The 668-nt window shown below is 63.3% G+C and carries 1 protein-coding gene; it reads right to left on the minus strand.

The annotated features are described in order from the left end of the window. Positions 1-668 (minus strand): LLM class flavin-dependent oxidoreductase (locus tag AC1DU6_RS34265; protein ID WP_477862908.1); only part of this gene is annotated, 668 nt, incomplete at both ends.

Raw genomic sequence — 668 nt, forward strand, 5'->3', positions numbered from 1 at the left:
GACCACGATTGGCCCGATACCGCCGATGCCGACATGCTCGGCGACTTCGCGTACCGTCCAGGTGCGATCGGGATCGGCGCGGGTGATATTGTCCATCGCCGTGCGGCCGGCCTCGTTGTGGACGTGCTGCACCTTCTGGTCGAGGTCATAGGTCGAGAAATCGACGCCAGTCCAGCCGGACATCAGCGTCAGGGCGCCCTCATGGTTGATGTAGCGACGATACTCCGCATGTTTCGCGGCGGCTTCCTCCTCGGTGCGGCCGAGGATCACCGTCATCATGCTGAACATCAGGATTTCCGACGGATCGCGCCCGGTCTCTGCCGTCAACGCGCGGATCGCAGCGACGCGCGGCGCGATCACTTTTGCGGACGGACCGGACATGAACACGCATTCGGCGTGTTGCGCGGCGAACAGCTTTCCGCGCAGCGACGTTCCGGCCTGATACAGCACCGGCGTTCGTTGCGGTGACGGCTCGGAGAGATGGATGGCGTCGAGCGTGTAGTTCTCGCCATAATGCTGGACGCGGTGAACACGCGACGGCTCGGTGAAAATGCCGCGCGCCTTGTCGCGCTGCACGGCGTCGTCTTCCCAGCTGCCTTCCCACAGCTTGTAGACGACCTCCATATATTCTTCGGCCACGTTGTAGCGGTCGTCATGGGCGTTCTGGC

The organism is Roseateles sp. P5_B10, from assembly GCF_056400485.1.